The organism is Bradyrhizobium sp. CCBAU 53340 (assembly GCF_015291645.1).
GTDB lineage: Bacteria > Pseudomonadota > Alphaproteobacteria > Rhizobiales > Xanthobacteraceae > Bradyrhizobium.
Genome location: NZ_CP030055.1, coordinates 7,606,741 through 7,625,264, shown reverse-complemented (window position 1 = coordinate 7,625,264; position 18,524 = coordinate 7,606,741). Strand labels below are relative to the sequence as shown.

The following is an 18,524-nucleotide window of genomic DNA, read 5'->3' as shown; positions in this document are numbered from 1 at the left end:
TCCCTTAAGCGCCGTAGTTTACGGAGGGTGACTACTGATGCAGAGAGTCCAAGCCTGGAACTGCGACAGATCGCTGTGTCGTAAGCTTGTACCGCCTCTACGGCCCGTACAGCACGAGTTCCGTATCGGTGAGATCGGCCAGCCGCGGGCGATGCGGGCCCTTGAAATATTTGCGGCCGCGCCGTTCGGTATAAATACCGACAAGGCCGGGGATGGGCTCGTTGGAATCGACGATCACCGAGATCTTGCCGAGCCGCAGCAGTAGCCGGCCGATGCGCCCGGCGCAGGCGGCGTATTCAGCGGCGCTGCGGCAGTAGATCAGCTGCATCGCCGGCGGTGCGATGAAACCGCGGCGAATCCGCACTGCTTGCAGGATGAAGGGGAAGACGCCCTTCGGCGTGCGGCAGACCAGGCTGAGGCAATTGTAGCGCGCATGCCGCGTCAGCAACTCGGTCTCGGCCTCGGATAGGCCCTCGATCTGCTTGGTGTGCGGAGAGATGACCTCGATCTTGCTCCAGCGCGGGGCGCGGGACAGTGCCGGCACCGAGAAGAACAGCCCGCGACAATAGGCGCGAAAGCCCTGCGTCTCGATGATCGGCCAGGTCCAGACCGCCGGGCTGATGTTGAGATAGGTCACGTGCTTGTGCCGCTGCGCGATCTTGGTCAGCAGCGGCGCGTAGTTGCGATAGGCCGGCTCGACATACCAGCTCGACAGATTGCACTGGATGGCAGTCTCTTCGCCGTCCTTGCGCGTGGTGTAGATCAGCAGCAGCACGCCGACGGGCTCGCCGTCATTGTCGAGCATGTAGCCGAAGCGCGGATAGCCGTCCGGCACCGGCCGGAATGCCTGCCGGCGCAGACCCTGGATCCAGTAGTTGCGCGAGCGGCCGACGAAGCCGCGCGTCAGCAAGTCCGCGATGGCTTCGACATCGGACTCGGTGATCTCGCGGCATCGGACCTTGGTGTGGATCACGCTCGTCTTGCCCGTGGTAATGGTCGGCCTCTTTTGGTCTATCGTTTCAGGATGATCTTTCCGGAAAACCGCTTCGCACTTTTCGCTAACGCGGTCCTTCGGATCCGGATCATGCTCTAGCGCCAGCCTTCGCCATGGGCGTCGGCCGCGACGTGCGAGGGCATGCCCATGATCTCCCGCACCTTGGCGGGCCAGGCGGAGAGATCGGTGCCGTGGGTATGGAACATCGCGACCGCCAGACGATCCATGCCGAAGGCGACACAACCGGTGTGGGCGGGTTCGCCATTGGCGTCCTGGATCCCCCAGGTCGTGCCGAAATGTTCGCGGTGGTAGTTGAAGCTCATGCAGGCGGTCGGTTGCTCTTCCGAGCGCAGCGGGATCAGGAGCTCGAACTTGAGCTGCTGCTGCTTCTGACTCACCGCCTTCATCTGGCCGACACGGCCGAAGAAGGGATCGCTGGCGTAGTCGACGCGGAAGGAGAGGCCGAGATCGGTCGCGATCTTCTGCGCGCGCACCATCCAGCGCTCGCGGAAATCGGCGACATCATCGGGCGTGCCGATGCAGACATATTCGCGCATCCGGAACGATTGCAGCCGGTCGAGATGCTTCGACGGCTCGCGGCGGAAGCAGTCGGCCGCCACGTCGAAGCGCAGGCCGCCCTTCGGCAGCGGGCCGCGGCTCGCCGCGATCGGATAGACAGGGTAGCAGGCTGCGGGTGACAGCACGAGGTCGGCCGGCGACAGCGAGGTGGTCCAGTCGCCGCCGGCATCGAAGCGGCTCACCGCGGCGTTGATCTCGCGCTCGGTGCCGTGCAGGCCGCAGACGCAGCCGAGCAGGTTCGGAAAGCTCTTGAGGTAGCCGGACTTTTCGAGCTGGGCGCGGCTCATGACAGGCGGAAAGCGCATCACCTCGGTGCCGGCCTCGCGATGGTCGGTAATGAGTGCGGCGAGTTTTTCGACAACGCCCTCATAGAGCGCGGTGCGGGCATAGACGCCGTCCGAGCCCATGCGGTGGAACAGCTTGTCGGCGAGATGATCGAGCGGATCGACGATCTCAGGCGCGGTCTCGGGCGAATTGGGGAGGACGGCAATGTTCATGGTTCGATGTCCTGCTATCTGAAAATTGTTCTTGTTGGTTCAGTCGCCACGCAATCAGTCGCGAAGGCTTGCCGGCACGCCGCTCATCAGCGTCGAGGTGGCGGCGTTGGCAAGGATGCGGTCGTTGTTGATCATGATTGGCGACGACAACACGTCGCGCAGATGGCGGCCCATGGTGAACTCGCCGTCGTTGCGGTAACCGGCAAGGCCCGCGGTGCGCGTCGCGTGCATTACGGTTTCGACCGCGAGCTCGGAAGCCTGCACCTTCAGCAGTGTGATCGAGGACTGGAAGTCGAGCGAGCCGAGCGCGCGCTCGTCATGCTCGGCGCGAGCGAAAGCGTCGATATTGGCCGATATCAGCGCGCGAAGTTTTGCGAGCGACATCTTCGCGGCGGTGAAGTGCGCGGCAGCCGGCGGCATCTGGCCGCCGGAGGCACGCGCCGCCTTGCGGACAAAGGCTTGCGCGCGTGTCACTGCGGCGGCGGCAATGCCGGCCCAGGCCGACGACCAGCACAGATGTGCGAACGGCGTCATGGTCTGGGCGTGGATCTTGTCATAGGCTTCCGGGAAGACGCGGTCGGCGGGACAATCGACCTTCAGCTCGAAGCCGGTCGAGCAGGTGCCGCGCATGCCGAGCGTTTCCCAGCCCTGCGTCTGCTTTAGCGAATAATCGTCCTTGGCGAGCGCCAGCAGCACCTGGTCCGATGCTGACGCATCGGTTGCACGGCGGGCGATGGTGACGAGCCCGTCGGCTTCGGCGCCGTAGGAGATCACGGTGGCGTCGCGCACCAGCGAGATGGTGTCGCCGGCATGGTCGACCGCGGCCGCGCTGGCGCGGATGTTGCCGCCGTTCTGACCTTCGGTGGTGGAGGAAGCGAGAAGCCACTGGTCGCGGGCGACCCGGCGCATCATCGTTTCCATCCAGGGAATGCCGTGGCCGTGCCTGACGACGCAGGCGACCTTGGTCTGGTGCATCGCGTAGATCATCGCAGTCGAGGCGCAGGCGCGCCCGAGCGTGTAGCAGATGTCGGTGACATCGTAGATCGAGGCGCCGAAGCCGCCGAACTCGACCGGGATCATGACGCCGAGCAGTTTCTGCTCACGCGCGGTATTGAAAGCCTTGTGAGGAAAGCGGGCGTCGCGATCGACGCCGTCGGCATCGGTCGCAGCTACGGCCGCGGTTCGGGCGGCGCGCTCGATGAAGGAGGGGCCCTGCTCGAGCAGGTTCGTCTGCGTTTCGTCGACAGTGAGGACTGCTTCACGCACGTTCATACTCGTCCGCCTCCGGTTTGTCGTTCAGGATCGCCGGCATCATTCGCGATGCCACATAAGCGATCCTCCGACCATCTTTGCTTGTAAGATGAGGCTACGGATTTAATTCAAATTCGTCGATGAAATAGAGGGTAAACGAAGCTCAATTCCGAACGGACAGTTAAAACCCGGTTTTTCGTATCCCCCGGATTTCGGCGATCGCGTTAGTGAACTGGAAGCGGCATGATTTTCAGACAATCTGAGTCATCGTTTACTAAGAAACGCGAAGTAATGGTGACGCCCATTGCGGGATCGGTCCGTCTTGCCCATCGTACCCGGCAACCGGCTCGATCGTTTTACAGATAGATGGGAATCCGCCGATGCAGGCCTTCGATACCGAATTGCGCAACCGCATCATCAAGCTGGTCAAGGGCATCCTCGAACAGAACTCGCTTGGCGCCGATGTCACCCCGCAGGCCAAGCTCGTCGATGTCGGCCTGACCTCGATGGATATGGTCAATCTGATGTTGGGTGTCGAAGCCGAGTTCGACTTCACCATTCCACAGTCCGAGATCACGCCGGAGAACTTCCAGTCCGTCGAGACGCTAGAACGCATGGTCGCGACGCAGCTGCGCCTGGCGGCGGCGGCTTAAATCGGTCGCTCTCGGGGGCGTCCTGGCGAAAGCCTGGACCCATTCCCGGAGAGAAGTTTGACGACGACTGGCCGTTCGGGACTGACACCATCCACGGCCGATAGACCTCGCGGTATGGGTCCTGGCTTTCGCCAGGACGACCCCGAGTGAGTGGCGAGCGCCCGCGCTTCTCATAGCAATCCGCACCCCCCGTTCCAAATTCGCCGCAAAACTGGCATAGCTTAACCATGTCGGAGGTCGCTGACAGGGTGGAGCAGGCATGACGCAGGCGGTTTTGGGCATCATCGGCGGCTCGGGCATCTACGACCTGCCGGGCCTTGAGAGCGCGCACGAAGAGGTGATCAGGAGCCCCTGGGGCGAGCCCTCAGCGCCCGTGCGGCGCGGCTCCATCGCGGGTCTACCGATCGTATTCCTGCCGCGTCACGACAAGGGCCATCGGCTGTCGCCTTCCGACATCAACTATCGCGCCAATATCGACGTGTTGAAGCGCGCCGGCGTCACCGACCTGATCTCGCTCTCGGCCTGCGGTTCCTTCAAGGATGAGATGCCGCCCGGCACCTTCGTTCTCGTCGATCAATTCGTCGATCGTACCCATAAGCGCGAGAGTTCGTTCTTCGGCAAGGGCTGCGTCGCCCACGTCTCGATGGCGCACCCGGTCTCGCCGCGGCTGCGCATCCATCTGGCAGCCGCGGCCGAGGCCGAGGGCATCGCGATTGCGCGCGGCGGTACCTATGTCTGCATGGAGGGGCCGCAATTCTCCACCTATGCGGAGAGCATGACCTACAAGACGCTGGGCTATTCGGTGATCGGCATGACCAACATGCCCGAAGCCAAGCTCGCCCGTGAGGCCGAGATTTGCTACGCGACCGTTGCGATGGTGACGGATTTCGACTGCTGGCATCCCGATCACGACGCCGTCACCGTGCAGGATATTATCCGCGTGCTGACCTCGAACGCCGACAAGGCCAAGGCGCTGGTGGCGCGGCTGGCCAAGGATTTTCCGCGCGAGCATGAGCCGTGTCCGATCGGGTCGGATCGCGCGCTCGACACCGCGCTGATCACGGCGCCCGAGGCGCGCGATCCCGAGCTTTTGAAGAAGCTCGATGCGGTGGCCGGGCGCGTGCTGCGCGCTTGAAGTGAAAGGCATGACGCCATGAAGGTCGACGGCAAGCATTTCCGCAGCATCTGGCGCGAGCGTGACGGCTGGTCGGTCGGCGCGATCGACCAGCGCCGGCTTCCGCACGAGTTCGTCGTCGCGAAGCTGACTTCGTGCGAGGACGCGGCGGTGGCGATCCGCGACATGCTGGTGCGGGGCGCACCGCTGATCGGCGCGACGGCAGCCTACGGCATGGCGCTGGCGATGCGCGAGGATCCGTCTGATGTAGCCCTGAAGCGCGCTTATGAGACGCTGATCGTGGCGCGACCGACCGCAATCAATCTGAAATGGGCGCTGGACGAGGTGCGCGCGGCGCTCGCGCCAATCGATCCGGTGGAGCGGGCGGAAGCGGCCTATGCGCGCGCCGACGAGATCGTCGAGCAGGATGTCGCGATCAATCGCGGCATCGCCGCCAACGGCTTTGCGCTAATCGAGGCAATCGTGGCCAGGAAGAAGCCGGGCGAGGCGGTCAACGTGCTGACCCATTGCAATGCCGGCTGGCTCGCCACGGTCGACTGGGGCACCGCAACCGCTCCGATCTATCTCGCGCATGAGCGCGGCATCAAGATCCATGTCTGGGTGGACGAGACGCGCCCGCGCAATCAGGGCGCCTCCCTCACGGCCTGGGAGCTCGGTCATCATGGCGTGCCGCACACGGTGATTCCGGATAACACCGGCGGGCATCTGATGCAGCATGGCATGGTCGATCTCGCCATCGTCGGCACCGACCGCGTTGCCGCCAATGGCGACGTCTGCAACAAGATCGGCACCTATCTGAAGGCACTCGCTGCGCACGACAACGGCGTGCCGTTCTATGTCGCGCTGCCGTCGCCGACGATCGATTTTGCGGTCAATGATGGCATCCGCGACATTCCGATCGAGCAGCGTAGCGGGGTGGAGGTCACGGACATGACCGGCCGCACCGCCGACGGTCGTCTGGAGACCGTGCGCATCGTGCCGGAGGGCTCGCCGGTCGCGAACTACGCCTTCGACGTGACGCCGGCGCGGCTTGTCACCGGCCTCATCACCGAGCGTGGTGTGCTGAAGCCGGATCGCGCGTCGCTGGCGGCAGCGTTTCCGGAGCGCATTGCTGCTGCGGCGGAGTAGTTTGGGTTACGCGATCTATCAACACACACCGTCATTGCGAGCGCAGCGAAGCAATCCAGAGTCCTGCCGCGGTGAGAGCCTGGATTGCTTCGCTGCGCTCGCAATGACGGGGATGATGGACTACCCGAGCTTCAGCCCTGTCGCCGCCTCGAGATCGGCGATCGCCTGCGTGCCGCTCGTCACCTTGATCGTGGTCATGCCCATCTCGCGCGCGGGCTTCAGATTGACGCCGAGATCGTCGAGATAAACACATGTCTGCGGATCGACCTTCAGCGTCTCGACCATCAGCTGGTAAATGCGCGGATCAGGCTTGCGCAGCCCGATCTTGGCCGATTCGATGACGAGATCGAACAGCACCATCACCTCGGCGACGTAGAGCGAACGCCCGGTCATGCTGCCGATCGCGTTGGCCGGCAAATTGTTGGTGATGCACCCGGTCTTGAACTGCGCCTTGATGCGCTTCAGCGCCTCGACCATGTCGGGGCGGAGATCTCCCTGCAGAAGCGGCAGCACCTCGCGGCCGCGCACTTCGGCGCCAAGTGCGAGCGATTCTGCCGCGAACAAATGATCGAATGTCTCGATGTCGACCTCGGCCCGCTCGAACTTTGCCCAGGCATTCTCGAGATGGTTGGCGGCGTTGGTGCGACGGATGATGTCGGCGGGCAGGCCGCGCTCGGTCTCGAACCGCGCGAATGCCTCGAACGGCGAGCTCGTCAACACGCCGCCAAAATCAAAGATCACCGCCTCGATCGCCAATGTTCTGCCCTCGTCAATTCCTTTCCAAGAGGGCTAGCATGCGCTATCGGCAAGGACCAGTCCTGCCGATGCCAGAGCGTGTTCCATGAAGAAGCTTGCCACTCTCGCCGTAGCCGCGCTGCTGCTCTCGACCTCCGCTCATGCCATCGTCGGCGGCGGCACGCCGCAGACGGAGGGCGTCGCGCGGGCGGTCGTCACCATCGTCGGCTCGCGGGGCAATTTCTGCACGGGCAGTCTGATTGCCCCGATGGTCGTGCTGACGGTCGCCCACTGCGTGCAGCCCGGTGCCGACTACAAGATCGTCGATCGCGGTGCTGACGGTCAGCCGAAATTGCTGAACGTGCGCACCGCGGCGATCCACCCGGGTTTCAACATGCAGGCGATGCAGGCGCATCGCGCCACTGCCGACGTGGCCCTGCTGCAGCTGGAAATTCCACTCAAGGGAAAATCGACGGTGCCGGTTGGTGCGCCGACTATTCCGATTCAAGTCGGCAGCCGCTTCACCATCGCCGGTATCGGCGTCACCGTGCGCGGCGATGGCAAGAGCGGCGGCATGACGAGGGTTGCCGGTCTCGTTGCCACGGGCCAGCCCGGCACGTTCCAGATCCGTCTGGTCGATCCCGTAACCAACGGCGTTCGCGACGGAATCGGCGCCTGCACCGGTGATTCCGGCGGTCCCGTGTTCGAGGACAGGGCGAACGGCGCCGTGCTCGTCGGCGTGATCAGCTGGTCGACGGGGCCGAATAATGCCGCGGGCTGCGGCGGATTGACCGGCGTCACGCCGCTGACGCTCTATCGCGACTGGATCTTGCAAACCGCGCGGAGCTGGGGCGCGGCGTTGTAGTTTGATCGCGACTTGATCTATGTCATTTTGCAAGGGAAGCGCGGTGGGCAACCATGCCCGTCGCGGAGGAAACGCGCCGTCAATCAATGGCGGCCTGAAAAAGACAAGGCATAGAAGCAACAATGAATGTCGCTGTTCGCAGTCACGCCACGGCCAAGCAGGCCTCAGAACATTTCGACGTGCTGATCGTCGGCGCCGGCATCTCCGGCATCGGCAGCGCCTACCACATCGAGAAGCAGCTTCCGGGGACGAGCTACGTCATCCTGGAAACGCAGGCGACGTTCGGCGGCACCTGGAGCACGCATCGCTATCCCGGCATTCGCTCGGACAGCGATCTCCATACTTTCGGCTACAGCTTCAAGCCCTGGGTCGGGCCGCCGATCGCGACCGCGGACGAAATCCTCGCTTACATGAACGAGGTGATCGACGACAATGATATCGCCCGGCACATCCGCTACAAGCACAAGATCGTCTCGGCGAGCTGGTCGAGCGAGCAAAATCTCTGGACCATCGAAGCGGTGACGACCGATACCGGCGAGGCCAGGACCTTCACCGCCAATTTCCTCTGGATGTGCCAGGGCTACTACCGCCATTCGGAAGGCTATACGCCGGAATGGAAGGGCATGGACCGCTTCAAGGGGCGTATCGTCCATCCGCAGACCTGGCCTGACGACATCGATCTCAAGGACAAGAAGGTCGTCGTGATCGGCTCGGGCGCGACGGCTGCGACGTTGGTGCCGAACATCGCCGACGACTGCGCGCATGTCACCATGCTGCAGCGCTCGCCGACCTATTTCCGCCTCGGGCGCAACGCCATCGAGATCGCGGAAGAATTGCGCCGGCTCCAGGTGGATGAGGCCTGGATCCATGAGATTGTGCGGCGAAAAATCCTGTTCGAGCAGGATGCGTTCACGAAACTCTGCCTGGCCAAGCCGGAGCAGGTGAAGAAGGAGCTGATCGGCCAGATCAGTGCGGTGCTGGGTCCGGACTACGACGTCGAGACGCATTTCACGCCGAGCTATCGGCCGTGGCGCCAGCGCATCGCCTTCGTGCCGGATGCCGACCTGTTCAAGGGCATCGCCAGCGGCAAGGCCTCGGTCGTCACCGACGAGATCGAGTGTTTCGTCGAGAACGGCATCCAGCTCAAATCCGGCAAGCTGCTCGAGGCTGATGTCGTCGTCACCGCGACCGGCTTCAATCTTTCCGCGCTCGGCGACATCGCCTTCGAGATCGACGGCAAGCCGCTGGCCTTCGGCGACACCGTCACCTATCGCGGCATGATGTTCACGGGCGTACCGAACATGGTCTGGGTGTTCGGCTATTTCCGGGCGAGCTGGACGCTGCGGGTCGATCTCGTCGCGGACTTCGTCTGCCGTCTGCTCGGTCACATGAAGGCCAAGGGCAAGAAGAAAGTCGAGGTCAAGCTGCGGCCAGAGGACCACAACATGCCGATCCTGCCCTGGATCGATCCGGACAACTTCAATCCCGGCTACATCATGCGCAACATGAACCTGCTGCCCAAGCGCGGCGACAAGCCGGAATGGCAGCACAGCCAGGACTACTGGACCGAGAAGGACGAGATCCCGAAGACGGATCTGGATGACAAGGCGTTTGTCTATGGGTGAGGGAAGCGCGTAAGGGGCGCTTGCTTGCTTCCGCGCCCTCCACCCGTCGTCCCGGGGCGCGAAGCGAGCCCCGGGATTGCCTTCGCGCTCAACTATGCCGCCAAGGACGTGACCAGCACCCGCACCGAGCTCGGTTTGCGCGCCGATAGATCGTTCGTTGCCGCCGTCGGTGTGGTGACGCTGCACGGACGCGCGGCGTGGGCGCATGATTTCAACCCGGACCGCGCGGTCGGCGCGGTGTTCCAGGCGATGCCGGGCTCGGCCTTCGTTGTGAACGGTGCGGCGCAGGCGCACGATGAGGCGCTCACCACGGCGTCGGTGCAGATGAACTGGATGAACGGCTGGTCGGCGTCGGCAACCTTCGAAAGCGAGTTCTCGAATGTCACCCGCTCCTATGCCGGCAAGGGCGTCGAGCGCTATGCCTGATAGGCCACGAGCGAGACTGCCATCCTCCCTGGAGAGGGAGGGTAAGCGTCACCGCTTCTGTTGTGCCGGCTTGCGTGGCGGGCGCGGGGCAGCGACGGGCGCGGGCGTCCCGCTCATCTTGTTCGCGGTCTCGCTCACATCGAGCAGCGAGCGGCGGGTATCCTCCAGGAAGCTCGCCGATTTCTTCTTCATGGTATCGGCGAGCTCGTGCAGCTCCTTCACCTTCTCGAACAGCTCGTCGGCCTTGCCGTCGACGAAGCCCGGCACCACGCCCTCGATCTTGGTGACCGCCTTGTCGAAACCCGCGAACGCATTGTCGACCTTGAGCATCACCGCGTCGATCTCGTCGCCCTTGCCCCTCATGTCAGCCGTGTAACCCTCAAATGTGCGCAAGCCCTCCTTGATCGCCGGCGCATTGCTGACGATGGTGCGATCGACGCTGTGCAGCGTGTCGACGATGGACTCGGCGTCGCTGAGATCGGCGGTCAGCACGGGAATGCCATCCGCGTCCAGCGGCACCGGCGGTGCGGACGGGGCGCCGCCGATCAGCGAGACGGCCGCGACGCCGGTGAGGCCCTGGAACTCGATGCCGGCCACCGTATCCTTGCGGAGCGGTGCGGCGTTGTCGAGCGACACCAGCGCCACGACCTTGCGCGGACTCTCCAGCTTGATCGACAGAATCTGGCCGGCGGGCACGCCATCGAAATTGACCGGGCCGCCGCGGCGCAGGCCGCTCGCGGAGCCGCCTTCGAACACGACGCGCAGCTGGCTGCGGCTTTGGATGCTCCGCCATTTCTGCACGCCGAGCATGCCGCCGAACGCCACGGCGATCACCGCCAGCGTCGCCGTCCCGATCACCAGATTGCTCGCGCGTGCCATGCGGGTGCGATTCTACGACCAAAGCGGGGAAGTTGGAAGGAGCCGCAATGGTACGCAGGGCGGGTTAGGGAAGCGTAACCCGCCGCTTTCGCCATTCCGCCCTCACGGTCTCAATGCCTCGCGGCGCGTTTGGCGGCTACATTGTTGAGCACGATGAGTGCGTCGACCGCCACGCCCGTCCTGGCATTGATCAGGAACGGATTGACATCGATCGAGGCGATCCGGTTGCCGGCATCCGCGATCAAATTGGACAGGCCAACCAGCGCCTTCACCGCGGAGGCTTCGTGCAGCGCCGGCTTGCCGCGATAGCCGCGCATCTTGATGCCGGCCTTGGTGCGGCCGATCAGGAGGCGTGCCTCGACCTCGTCCAGCGGCGCGCCTGATAGCGCCACGTCCTTCATCAGCTCGATATCGATCCCGCCGGTGCCGAACAGCACGACCGGCCCCATCTCGGCGTCGAGCGAAGCGCCGACCACGAGCTCGAGATCGGCCTTGACCTGCTGCGCGATCAGGATGCCGTCGAGCTTTGGCTTGCCCTTCAGTCTCGCCACCCGCGCGGCGATGTCGGAAAATGCCTTCCTGACCTCGGCCGCATTGTTGAGATTCAGCACCACACCGCCGATATCGGATTTGTGCAGGATCTCGGCGCTGACGACCTTGGCCACGACCGGAAAGCCGATCTGCTTGGCGATCTTCGCGGCCTCGGCCGCCGTCTGCGCGATTCCCTCCTTCGAGACCGGGATGCCATAGGCTTTCAGCAGCTTCTTGGAGGCGACCTCGTCGAGCGCGGCGCCATTCGCCGATTTCAAGGTCTTCTCCAGCACGGCGCGCGCGGCGGGCTTCGAGCTCGAGATGATGTCGGGGACCTCTTTGCGCAGCTTTGCATAGGCGAGCAGCGACTTGATCGCGGTCACTGCCCGGTCCATGCCCTGCATCACCGCGAGATGCGGCAGCGATTTGCGCAGGCCCTTGGTGAACTCGGTGAAGCCGATCGACATCGCGCTGATGTAGATCACGGGTTTTGACGCGCGGCTCGCCATCTCGTTGACGATGCGCAAATTGCGTTCGCGCAGCTCGTGCGGCGCTTTGGGCATCTCGGCATCGACGATGACGATGTCGATATCGGGATCGTCGATCATCAGCTTGATCGACTTCATGTAGACGGAGGGATCGACTACCGCGGCAAAGCCGGCGTCGAGCGGATTGCCGACGATCGAGCCCGGCCCGAGCATCTTTGCCAATTCGCTGCTGACATGCGGGCTCAGCGGCGCGAAGTTCAGGCCTTGTGCATGGAATGCATCGATCAGCATGCCGCGCTTGCCGCCTGACAGCGTGACCGCTGCAAGCCGGCCGCCCTTGGGAACGGCGGCATGGACGAAGCATTCGGTGGTCTCGATCAGTTCGTCGAGCCCGCTTACGCGGATCACGCCTTCGCGGGTCGCAATGGCGTCGAACGTCTCGATCGATCCTGCCAGCGCGCCGGTATGCGCCATCGCTGCGGCGCGACCACCTTCCGATGATCCGAGCTTGAGTGCGATCACCGGCTTGCTCGCGGCGCGCGCGGCCTTGCAGGCGTCGCGAAACGCCTTGGTGTTGCGCACGCCTTCGAGATAGACCACGATCACCCTGACGCTCGGATCCTCGGCGAAATAGCGCATCAGGTCCGGCGTCTCGAGCCCTGTCTCGTTGCCTGTCGTCACCATGTAGCCGACGCCGACGCCGCGATCCTCCAGCGCCTGCCGGATAGCCATGACGATGGCGCCGGATTGCCCGGCGATCGCCACCGCGCCCTGTTCCATGGTGACGATGCGGTCGTCGATATTGGTGAAGAGCTTTTCGCCGGCGCTCAAATTGCCGAGGCAGTTCGGGCCGGTGACGGCGAGGCCCGTCTCACGCACCGCCTGTTGCAGCTCTGCGGCGAGCTTCTGGCTCTCCTCGTCCTGCAACTCGCTGAAACCCGAGGTGACGATCGTGGCCGATCGCGCACCGGCGGCCGCGGCGTCGCGGATCACCTGCACGGCAAAGCGTGCAGGCACCAGCACCAAAACGTGATCAGGCTTCTCTGGGAGGCTCGCGAAATCTTTGTAGCAGGGCACGCCCCAGATGGCGTCGCGCTTGGCATTGACAGGGTAGAGCCCGCCCTCGAAGCCGTATTTGACCAGATTGTTCCAGATGCGCTCGGCGTAATTCCCCGGCTTGTCGGTCGCGCCCACCAGCACGATATTGCGCGGATGCAGCATGGCGTGGATGCCCTTGACGATGTCGTTGGCATCGGGCCGTGGCGACCATGGACGGGCAGGAACTGACGCAGCAGAGAGTTGAGCGTCAGATAGCTGGGCTTCCATGGCGTGACCTCACCTGGTTGTTCTTCTTGGTGGCGCGTCACTCTGTTCTATGGCGAGTTCTTCTCAGTAGCAACCAGTTGGTATGCCGCGTGATGGAATGAGCGATATGTCGCTTTATTGATTCCCTCCAACCAGAACGCCATGCAGGATGTAGCGCTCGGGACCTGATGTGACGGCATCGAACGGCCAACAGGTCGAGAGCACCAGTTCATAATCCCGTGTCGCGGGATCGATGCCGGATTCATCGAAACGGACCACAGCCGAAGAATCCACGCGATAGCGGAAATGTTTGCCGTCCCGGCGGGTGATCTCGATGGCGTCACCGACGGAAACATTCCGCAGGAAGCGGAAATGCGTGTCGCGATGTGCGGCATACACGACAACGCCACGTTCTCCGGCCTCAACCGATTGGTCGAGATGACCGGGGCCGAACGCGAGGGCCTGGCCGCTCGTGCCCTCCAGCACGATGGCGCTCGCGCCGATCCGCTTTACCTCGATCCGGGCAACCGGCCAGGTATCGGCCCATGACCACGGCTTGACTATCTGGCCAGTCGCTACGCTCTGCTCGAATGCGCGCTGCAGCAGCACCTGCGCGAGCCAGGCTTTGGCGTGGACATAGGCGCCGTCGCCGAACAGGATGGCGCCGATGAGCGCAAGAGCAAAGGGAGAAATGAAGCGTAGCATGACTTCCACCACCGTCATTGCTCGCAATGACGAAAGAAAAAAGGCGCGCGCGGCCGTTGGTTTCGGGACGGGCAGCTGCGCGCGCCAAGCAAGAGGAGTTCGGGGGACTCCTCTCTCAAGCGGCGTCAGTGAGCAAGGTCTGACGTCGATTGAACACGAACAGGATCAGGGCGAGCACGATCATGATCAGGCCTGCGATCATCTTGAGCTCGGCCGAGGTCCCGGTCTTGGGCAGGCGGATCGCATCAGGCGTGACAGGAGCCGGCCGTCTTGCCGCAGGCTGGCCTGCATCGGCGCGGCGTTCGCGCAACTGTGTCGGCGTCTGTTGCGGCCGTTCGCCGAAGATCTTCTCGAAATCCCAGCCGGCCGGCAGGTTGATCGGCAGCGCGCTGAGCTTGAACGGCTCGCCCTCGCGACGGCTCGGTGTCTTGTCGACCGCGACGAGGCTGGTCAGCCGCGTGACGATCTGATGGTCGAGCGCCAGCGCCAGGATCGTCTTGTCGGTATCCTCCGGCGTCATCTCGCGGAGTGTTCGCGCCACCTCGGCATCGCCGATCTTGCGCCTCGCCCAGAGCTTCGACAGGCCTTTGCCCTCGGCCGCGCTCTGCAGCGGCAATGTCACGGACCATGGACGGTCGCCGACGCGCCCCTTGATCTCCAGCGAACCCGCGAGCTTGTCGAGCTTTGCCGCGAGCACCAGCGGTTCGTCACGATAGACGTCGGGAATGATCGCAGGAGTGACATCGGCCTTGGCTTCGGAGAATTTTGCGCTGAGGCCGGTCACAGCAGGGCTTTCCAGCTTGGCGAACAGGCCTCGCATGCGTTCCTCCACCTGCTCGACGGAGCCGATATGGGTGAAGGCACCGCGGCCGAGCTCGGAGGCGCGCGTCATCAGATAGGTGTTGGGCGCGGAGCCGATCCCGACCATGAAGATCCGCGAGCGACCGCCCATCGCGGTGATCGTCTCGAACAATTGCTGCTCGTTGCCGATCGCGCCGTCGGTCAGGAACACGATCTGGCGAACCATGTTGGTGTCGGCGAGCTTGTCGGTCAGTGCCGCGCGCATCGCCGGCACCATCTCGGTGCCGCCGCGCGCCTGCAATGCTCTGACGAACGAGGTCGCTTCACCGACATGCGTGGCATCGGCCGGCAGCGAGGTCGGAAACAGCACGTCCATGGTGTCGTCGAAACGGATGACGTTGAAGCGGTCATTCGGCTGGAGGCGGCCGAGCGCATAGAGCAGGCTCGCCTTGGCCTGCTCGATCGAGGTGCCCCCCATCGAGCCGGAATTGTCGATCACGAACACCACCTCGCGCGGCGAGGGCTTCTGCGTGGCTTGCTCCGCGGCGGGCGGCGTGACGAAGGCGAGCAGGTAATCGGCATCTCCGACATGTTCGCGGAACAGGCCCACCGACGGGGCTTTCTCGGCCGCAGGTTTCCAGGTCAGCTCGAAATCGCGGTCAGCGGGCACGGCGCCGTCCGCGAGCGTCACGATGCGCGTCCTGTTGTCCGGGCTTTCGATCTTGACGTTATGGTGGTGGCTCTTGACCTCGCCGAGCGCGAAGCCGGAATTCAGGTGCACCGTGATGGTGGTCGGATTGAGCGGCGCGTTGATCGCAGGAGTCTTGGTGGGATCAAGGACCTGCGGCGAGATGCGGTCGCGGTCCGGCACCGGGTCGGATGTGGTCGCGCCCCAGCCGGAGCCGTCCTTGCGGAAATCGACGCTCTGCACGATTGGCGCGGGATTGTAGCGTGGCCCGACGACGAGCGGCACGCGCAGCGAATATTCGTTGCCGGATTGATGTACCGGCTCCTGATATTCGATCTGCACCAGCACGGTCTCGCCGGGACCGATATTGGCAACTGAGTTGGTGAAGATGTTGGGCCGCTCCTGCTCGGTGAGCGCGGCTTTCTGCCCGGCGCGGCGCGCCTGCTCGTAGATGACACGTGCCTGCTGACGTTCCTTGATGTCGCCGATGATGACGCGGTCGCCGACGACCATCTTCAACGTATCGACGGCGCCGTCGCTGGCCAGCGGGTAGACATAGGTCGCTTCGACCCAGTCCCTGGTCGGGTTGCGGAACACTTGCGTGACACGGGTGCGCAGCGTCGGACCTGATACCGTGACGTCGACGTCGATCCCGAGACGGATGGCTTCGGTCGTGGTGCCGTCCTCTTTCAGGAAGAGGGTGCCGGACTTGGCATCGCCGGGCTGGAGCAGGCTGGCCTGCTCCGTCGTCGCCGACCAGGAGGTCTCGAAGCTCACCAGCAGGGCCACGAAGCTGACCAGCAGCACGGCAATGCTTTGCGCCAGAAGGAACAGACCGATCTTGATGAGCCTGCCGAGCCAAGGGTGTTCGTCAGGGTGTTCGTGGCTGTCGACCGTGTCGTAGGTGTCCATTTGGTCTGCTCCCGAAAGCTGTCTGATGGCCTGAGCGTCGGTCGGGAGGGCCTGATTTCGCTAGCAGAATGATCGGCAATGTTCCGCCGCGGCCGGCCCGGGCGGGCCGCCGCCTTGGCGGCCCTGTCCGGTTTTGTGCTGATTTGTCCGCCCTGCTAGAATGGTCGCCGTGGAGCAGGATTAGCGATGCAGACGCCGGATAAACTCAACGACGGGCAGCTTTCGGACGAGCAGAGCCGCGAGGTTGCGGAGACGATCCGCGAGGAAATCGCCAGGCGCCGGATCTCGCGGCAGGAGCTGGCCGAACAGGCCAAGCTCAGCCTGTCGACGCTGGAGAAGGCGCTCGGCGGCCGCCGTCCGTTCACGCTGGCAACGACGGTCCGGCTCGAGCAGGCGCTCGGCGTGTCCTTGCGCAAGAACCCCGTCGCGCCGGCGCCCACGGCCGGCAACGATGTCGCACCCGACAGCCTCGGCTCCTATTCGCATCGCGCGGTGACCTGGATCGAGGATGTCTACATCACGCTGCGGCCGTCCTTTGGCGACAAGGATGCGATCTTCGCCTATCGCACCGAGATCGTCTGGGAGCCGAAAGTGTCCTCGCTGGTCTTTCGCGAAGGCGAGCGAACCGATGCGGCCTATGAGCACACCGGCGAAGTCGCGGTGCCGCACCAGTCCGGGTTCATCTATCTCGTCATCAACAAGCACGGCCAGCATCGCGTCATTACGGTATCGCGGCCGACGGTGGCCGGCGCGATGTACGGCATCATCTCGACGCTGCGCGCCGGCCCCGGCTCACAGTTGACGCCGGTCGCCGCGCCGATCGCCTATGTGCCGCTCAGAAACGTGGCAAAGCCATCTTGGGGGCGGGTCGGGCCCGATGATGCCAATCATGCGATCTATCGCGATCATCTGCGCCGCACGCTCGACGAATCGTTTGCACTCTTCCTGCCCGTTTAGTGCGCCTTTGCAGGCGGACCTAAAGAGATAGCGGCCTTGCGGCCGCTATCTCGCGCGTCTCGGAATCCCGTCCGAACTAGCCGCTCGGCTCGGCGCTGATGATGGGACCGAATAGCTCCCACTGGCCGCTCTTGAACCGCCACATCTTGAGCTGCTCGATCGGGGCGAAGTCGGTCGCCGAGGTGTTGATCGTGATGCCCGGGATCAGCGTATCGGGCGTGAAATCCTTCAGGCTGGCGGCCTGTTTCATCACGTTCTCGCGGGTGAGATTGTCGCCGGCCTGCTTCAGCACCTGCACCATGGTCTGGGCCGCGGCATAGCCGTAGACCAGATTGGCGTCCGAAATGTTCGCGCCCGGCATGTACTTCTCGATAAAGGCCATGAACTTCTTCATTCCGGCATCGTCCTTCCATTGCGGATCCGAGGCGTCCTTGAGGTAACCGGCCGAGAGCACGCCTTCGGAGGCCTCGAGGCCGGCCGGCTTCATCACCGCGCCGATCGACACGGAGACGTCGGTCATCAGATGCATCGGCTTCCAGCCAAGCTCGGCGATCTTCTTGATCGCCTGCGCTGCGAATTTCGGTGTCGAAATGTTCACGAAGACGTCGGCACCGGTGTCCTTGAGCTTGACGATGTGCGCATCGATCGATGGCTCCGACGTCTCGTAGCTTTCCTCGGCCACGATCAGCTTCGAGGCCTTGTCGCCGAACACGTCCTTGATGCCGGCGAGGTAGTCCTTGCCGAAATCGTCGTTGGCATAGAAGATCGCGACCTTCGCGTCCGGCTTCTCCTTCAGAATATACTTTGCGAAGATCCGTGCCTCGACCCGGTAGCTGGGCTGGAAGCCCATGGTCCACGGGAAGTTCTTCGGGTCGTTCCATTTGCTGGCGCCGGTGGCGAGGAACAGCTGCGGCACCTTCTTGGAGTTATGATATTTCTGCACGGCGGTCTGGGTCGGCGTGCCCAGCGCGTTGAAGATGAGGAAAACCTCGTCGCTCTCGATCAGCTTGCGGACCTGCTCCACGGTCTTCGGCGGCGAGTAGCCGTCGTCATAGGAGATGAAATTGATCTTGCGGCCGTTGATGCCGCCCTGATCGTTGATCATCTTGAAATAGGCTTCCTCGGTCTTGCCGATGATGCCATAGGCGGACGCAGGTCCCGAATAAGCCTCGACATTGCCGAGCTTGATCTCGGTGTCGGTGACGCCGGTGTCGTAGGCCTTCTGTGCGTTGGCAGCTTGGACCGAAAGCAATGTCAGGGCCGCCGCCGCGGCCAGCAGGGAGAGTTTCTTGTTCTTCATGGAAATTCCTTGAGTTTTTCCTTGGGTTTCTTGTGGGATGGAGCAGGCACTTCAAAACAAAAAGCGCCCG

General features: G+C 63.6%; 15 protein-coding genes and 1 pseudogene. 7 read left to right on the top strand and 9 right to left on the bottom strand.

The window, feature by feature from the left end; translation table 11 throughout:
- Positions 1-97 precede the first annotated feature (97 nt).
- From XH89_RS36115 to XH89_RS36105, 3 genes are all read right to left on the bottom strand, one after another.
- Positions 98-973: an acyl-CoA acyltransferase gene (locus tag XH89_RS36115; RefSeq protein WP_194465028.1), complete on the bottom strand. Its 876-nt coding sequence runs from the start codon at positions 971-973 to the stop codon at positions 98-100.
- 116 nt (positions 974-1,089) lie between these two features.
- Entirely contained in the window at positions 1,090-2,070 is a 981-nt protein-coding gene (locus tag XH89_RS36110; RefSeq protein ID WP_194465027.1) for an amino acid--[acyl-carrier-protein] ligase, read from the bottom strand.
- Positions 2,071-2,124: 54 nt separating this feature from the next.
- Complete coding sequence (locus XH89_RS36105; protein ID WP_194465026.1) at positions 2,125-3,342, bottom strand: acyl-CoA dehydrogenase family protein; 1,218 nt, start codon at positions 3,340-3,342, stop codon at positions 2,125-2,127.
- 359 nt (positions 3,343-3,701) lie between these two features.
- Here XH89_RS36105 and XH89_RS36100 point away from each other — a divergent pair, with 359 nt between their 5' ends.
- From XH89_RS36100 to mtnA, 3 genes are all read left to right on the top strand, one after another.
- Positions 3,702-3,974: a phosphopantetheine-binding protein gene (locus XH89_RS36100; RefSeq protein ID WP_194465025.1), complete on the top strand. Its 273-nt coding sequence runs from the start codon at positions 3,702-3,704 to the stop codon at positions 3,972-3,974.
- Between the two features lie 259 nt (positions 3,975-4,233).
- Positions 4,234-5,109, top strand: a complete 876-nt coding sequence (locus XH89_RS36095; protein ID WP_194465024.1) for an S-methyl-5'-thioadenosine phosphorylase — start codon at positions 4,234-4,236, stop codon at positions 5,107-5,109.
- Between the two features lie 18 nt (positions 5,110-5,127).
- Positions 5,128-6,237 carry an S-methyl-5-thioribose-1-phosphate isomerase gene (mtnA, locus tag XH89_RS36090; RefSeq protein WP_194465023.1) on the top strand — a complete coding sequence of 370 codons (1,110 nt, stop codon included), beginning with the start codon at positions 5,128-5,130 and terminating at the stop codon, positions 6,235-6,237.
- A gap of 120 nt (positions 6,238-6,357) precedes the next feature.
- Here the strand turns inward: mtnA and XH89_RS36085 are convergent, their stop codons facing one another.
- Positions 6,358-6,993, bottom strand: a complete 636-nt coding sequence (locus XH89_RS36085) for an HAD-IA family hydrolase (RefSeq protein WP_194465022.1) — start codon at positions 6,991-6,993, stop codon at positions 6,358-6,360.
- 85 nt (positions 6,994-7,078) lie between these two features.
- On the opposite strand from XH89_RS36085, the gene XH89_RS36080 reads away from it, so the two are divergent.
- The 3 genes and pseudogenes from XH89_RS36080 to XH89_RS36070 form a co-directional block, all read left to right on the top strand.
- A complete protein-coding gene (locus tag XH89_RS36080) occupies positions 7,079-7,837 on the top strand; it encodes a trypsin-like serine protease (protein WP_194465021.1) in 759 nt (252 codons plus the stop codon).
- 122 nt (positions 7,838-7,959) lie between these two features.
- Entirely contained in the window at positions 7,960-9,462 is a 1,503-nt protein-coding gene (locus tag XH89_RS36075; RefSeq protein WP_194465020.1) for an NAD(P)/FAD-dependent oxidoreductase, read from the top strand.
- An 81-nt stretch (positions 9,463-9,543) separates the two neighbouring features.
- Positions 9,544-9,888: pseudogene (locus XH89_RS36070) on the top strand (autotransporter outer membrane beta-barrel domain-containing protein); the annotation flags it as partial.
- A gap of 48 nt (positions 9,889-9,936) precedes the next feature.
- Here the strand turns inward: XH89_RS36070 and XH89_RS36065 are convergent.
- The 4 genes from XH89_RS36065 to XH89_RS36050 all read right to left on the bottom strand — a co-directional run bounded on the left by XH89_RS36065 (position 9,937) and on the right by XH89_RS36050 (position 16,197).
- The gene (locus XH89_RS36065; protein WP_194465018.1) at positions 9,937-10,767 is read right to left on the bottom strand and encodes an MlaD family protein; all 831 of its coding nucleotides are present in this window, start codon (positions 10,765-10,767) and stop codon (positions 9,937-9,939) included.
- Positions 10,768-10,877: 110 nt separating this feature from the next.
- A complete protein-coding gene (locus XH89_RS36060) occupies positions 10,878-13,112 on the bottom strand; it encodes an acetate--CoA ligase family protein (RefSeq protein WP_194465017.1) in 2,235 nt (744 codons plus the stop codon).
- Positions 13,113-13,226: 114 nt separating this feature from the next.
- Complete coding sequence (locus tag XH89_RS36055; RefSeq protein ID WP_194465016.1) at positions 13,227-13,796, bottom strand: class GN sortase; 570 nt, start codon at positions 13,794-13,796, stop codon at positions 13,227-13,229.
- A gap of 115 nt (positions 13,797-13,911) precedes the next feature.
- Positions 13,912-16,197: a marine proteobacterial sortase target protein gene (locus XH89_RS36050; protein ID WP_194465015.1), complete on the bottom strand. Its 2,286-nt coding sequence runs from the start codon at positions 16,195-16,197 to the stop codon at positions 13,912-13,914.
- A 186-nt stretch (positions 16,198-16,383) separates the two neighbouring features.
- Between XH89_RS36050 and XH89_RS36045 the strand changes: the two genes are divergently transcribed.
- Entirely contained in the window at positions 16,384-17,154 is a 771-nt protein-coding gene (locus XH89_RS36045) for a helix-turn-helix transcriptional regulator (protein WP_194465014.1), read from the top strand.
- Between the two features lie 76 nt (positions 17,155-17,230).
- On the opposite strand, the gene XH89_RS36040 is transcribed toward XH89_RS36045, so the two are convergent.
- Complete coding sequence (locus tag XH89_RS36040) at positions 17,231-18,454, bottom strand: ABC transporter substrate-binding protein (protein WP_194465013.1); 1,224 nt, start codon at positions 18,452-18,454, stop codon at positions 17,231-17,233.
- Between the last annotated feature and the right edge of the window lie 70 nt (positions 18,455-18,524).

Coding starts and splice junctions, on each gene's coding strand:
- XH89_RS36060 (WP_194465017.1), bottom strand. CDS start 13,112: ATGGAAGCCCAGCTATCTGACGCTCAACTCTCTGCTGCGTCAGTTCCT.
- XH89_RS36040 (WP_194465013.1), bottom strand. CDS start 18,454: ATGAAGAACAAGAAACTCTCCCTGCTGGCCGCGGCGGCGGCCCTGACA.
- XH89_RS36080 (WP_194465021.1), top strand. CDS start 7,079: ATGAAGAAGCTTGCCACTCTCGCCGTAGCCGCGCTGCTGCTCTCGACC.
- XH89_RS36065 (WP_194465018.1), bottom strand. CDS start 10,767: ATGGCACGCGCGAGCAATCTGGTGATCGGGACGGCGACGCTGGCGGTG.
- XH89_RS36105 (WP_194465026.1), bottom strand. CDS start 3,342: ATGAACGTGCGTGAAGCAGTCCTCACTGTCGACGAAACGCAGACGAAC.
- XH89_RS36075 (WP_194465020.1), top strand. CDS start 7,960: ATGAATGTCGCTGTTCGCAGTCACGCCACGGCCAAGCAGGCCTCAGAA.
- XH89_RS36100 (WP_194465025.1), top strand. CDS start 3,702: ATGCAGGCCTTCGATACCGAATTGCGCAACCGCATCATCAAGCTGGTC.
- XH89_RS36050 (WP_194465015.1), bottom strand. CDS start 16,197: ATGGACACCTACGACACGGTCGACAGCCACGAACACCCTGACGAACAC.
- XH89_RS36095 (WP_194465024.1), top strand. CDS start 4,234: ATGACGCAGGCGGTTTTGGGCATCATCGGCGGCTCGGGCATCTACGAC.
- XH89_RS36110 (WP_194465027.1), bottom strand. CDS start 2,070: ATGAACATTGCCGTCCTCCCCAATTCGCCCGAGACCGCGCCTGAGATC.
- XH89_RS36055 (WP_194465016.1), bottom strand. CDS start 13,796: ATGCTACGCTTCATTTCTCCCTTTGCTCTTGCGCTCATCGGCGCCATC.
- mtnA (WP_194465023.1), top strand. CDS start 5,128: ATGAAGGTCGACGGCAAGCATTTCCGCAGCATCTGGCGCGAGCGTGAC.
- XH89_RS36045 (WP_194465014.1), top strand. CDS start 16,384: ATGCAGACGCCGGATAAACTCAACGACGGGCAGCTTTCGGACGAGCAG.